Source organism: Neisseria sp. HMSC055H02 (genome assembly GCF_001813335.1).
In the GTDB taxonomy this organism is placed as follows: Bacteria; Pseudomonadota; Gammaproteobacteria; order Burkholderiales; family Neisseriaceae; genus Neisseria; species Neisseria sicca_C.
The window spans coordinates 61,725-63,822 of record NZ_KV812097.1; the positions used below are offsets into that span (position 1 = coordinate 61,725).

Annotated in this window: 4 protein-coding genes; 2 read left to right on the forward strand and 2 right to left on the reverse strand. The window is 51.7% G+C overall.

Annotation, left to right across the window (positions count from 1 at the left end):
- Nucleotides 1–77 precede the first annotated feature (77 nt).
- Both HMPREF2907_RS07720 and HMPREF2907_RS07725 read right to left on the reverse strand, forming a co-directional pair.
- Nucleotides 78–527 carry a PepSY domain-containing protein gene (locus HMPREF2907_RS07720; RefSeq protein WP_060975527.1) on the reverse strand — a complete coding sequence of 150 codons (450 nt, stop codon included), beginning with the start codon at nucleotides 525–527 and terminating at the stop codon, nucleotides 78–80.
- A gap of 158 nt (nucleotides 528–685) precedes the next feature.
- The gene (locus HMPREF2907_RS07725; RefSeq protein ID WP_070681826.1) at nucleotides 686–1,030 is read right to left on the reverse strand and encodes a hypothetical protein; all 345 of its coding nucleotides are present in this window, start codon (nucleotides 1,028–1,030) and stop codon (nucleotides 686–688) included.
- A 128-nt stretch (nucleotides 1,031–1,158) separates the two neighbouring features.
- Here HMPREF2907_RS07725 and HMPREF2907_RS07730 point away from each other — a divergent pair, with 128 nt between their 5' ends.
- Together HMPREF2907_RS07730 and HMPREF2907_RS07735 are read left to right on the forward strand one after the other, a co-directional pair.
- Nucleotides 1,159–1,386, forward strand: a complete 228-nt coding sequence (locus tag HMPREF2907_RS07730) for a hypothetical protein (RefSeq protein ID WP_003743669.1) — start codon at nucleotides 1,159–1,161, stop codon at nucleotides 1,384–1,386.
- Nucleotides 1,387–1,454: 68 nt separating this feature from the next.
- Nucleotides 1,455–1,937, forward strand: coding sequence for an OsmC family protein (locus HMPREF2907_RS07735; protein ID WP_070681829.1), 483 nt, complete (start codon nucleotides 1,455–1,457; stop codon nucleotides 1,935–1,937).
- The last annotated feature ends 161 nt before the right edge of the window (nucleotides 1,938–2,098 follow it).

Sequence of the window (2,098 nt, forward strand, 5' to 3'; positions counted from 1 at the left end):
ACCTCCTTTGTCGGAAAGGTCGTCTGAAAAGAAAAACGCCGCGCGGAGCTTGTCCTTGCGGCGTGTGGCGGAACAAATCAGTAGTCGATGCGTTCGCTGATGATGCGTAAATCCGGCCATGAGAAAACGATGTCGTATTCGCGTCCGTTTTTGAAGGCTTCGGCTTTCAATACGGGGCGGCCGCGGCGGTCGTCGGCTTCGATTTCGTGAACTTGGTAGCCGCGTCGTTCGAGAATCCGCATGACTTGCGCGCGTTTTTGCTCGAAAGACGGATCGCTGTAAATTTGGTGTTCGATGTAGTCGTCATCGTAATACTTGCCGTTGCGGTAACGGTAGTCGTCATTACGGTCGTAATCGCGCTCATAGCGGTCGTCGTAACGATCATCATAGCGGTCATCGTAACGGTCATAACGCTGCTCGTAGCGGTCGGTACGATAGTCGTCATCGTAATAGTCGTAAGGATAAGGGGCGGCGCATGCGGTCAGTGCGATACTGCCTAAGAGTAATACCGGTAAAAGTTTTTTCATGTCGTATCCTTTCGGGACGTGGTAAGTCAAATCAAGAATATTCGGAAGCGGATTATATAGTGGATTAAATTTAAATCAGGACAAGGCGACGAAGCCGCAGACAGTACAGATAGTACGGTAAGGCGAGGCAACGCCGTACTGGTTTAAAGTTTAATCCACTATAAAACGACGCGTTCTACGAGAATTTTTAAATCGGGATAAGACATCACGATTTTGTATTCCAAGCTGCCTTTGTAGGCCTCAAATTCCAAAACGGGTCTTGCCCAATAGAGGTCGGTGTCGGAATCGTGGACTTCGTAGCCTCTGTTATGCAGGATGGACAAAGCGCGGTCGTGGTGTTGCGCGAACGCCGGGTCTGTCTCCATGCGGTATTGGGCGTAGTCTTCGTAAAGGTCGAAACCTTCTGCTGCAAGAAAAATGGCGCAAACAGCGGCGACAGGAAGCAGCAGTTTTTTCAAAAGCGGTTTGGACGGCTTTGTATATTGCGACTGAGAATGCTTCATTTCGTTCCCTTTGCGTCTGTTGTCGGTATAGACATTTAAACACGCAGGACTTAGGGAAAAGTTAGGAGCGTTTTCAGAAGACCTTTCTTTACGGTACGCACAGGTCGTCTGAAAAATAGGGGAATTTCATGATTTTTGCCATCTTGATCGGCTTGCTAACCGCCGTCTTGCTTTACTTTGTGATGTTTAAGGATTGGGACGAATTTGTCGAATGCGTCGAATTCTATTGCACACCCGACATTATCAGCGCACTGCGGGGGCGGTATTGGGATGACGTATGGGCGGAAACCAAAATCCTGCTGTGGCTGGGCATCAGTTTGGCGGCGGGCGCATCGGCTTATGCCTGGCTCAACTAGAGTCGGCGCTGCAAGGCGGATACCGTCTTTATTGCCGCGAACAGTAAATAATTGAAAGGAATGTCAAAATGAGCAAAAAACACACCTACCGTACCGCAACAACATGGACGGGCAATCTTGGCGAAGGCACATCATCCTACACCGCTTATTTGCGCAACTTTACCGTTTCCGCCGAGGGCAAGCCCGACCTGCACGGTTCCGCCGACCCGGCCTTCCGCGGCGATGCGGGCCGCTGGAACCCCGAAGAAATGCTGCTGGCCGCCGTTTCTGCCTGCCACAAACTATGGTACCTGCACCTGTGTGCCGACGCGGGCATCTGCGTTACCGCCTACACCGACCACGCCGAAGCGGTGATGGACGAAGGCGAGAATGGGAGTGCGGGGCGTTTCGTCTCCGCCGTGTTGAAGCCGCGCGTTACCATCGCCGCAGGAAGCGACCGCGCCAAGGCTTTGGAACTTCACCACGAAGCGCACCGCCTGTGTTTCATCGCCAATTCGGTCAACTTTCCGATTGAATGCCGCGCTGAGATTGAGAGTGAAGAGGTCGTCTGAAAACCGAATGTCTGTTTGGGATGCACGGATAGGTCAAATTCAAATAAGGCATACCTAATGCCGTCATTCCCGCGCAGGCGGGAATCCAGAACTCGATTCTTCAGAAGTATTATTTGAAGATTGCCGTAATCTCAAACTTCTGGATTCCCGCCTGCGCGGGA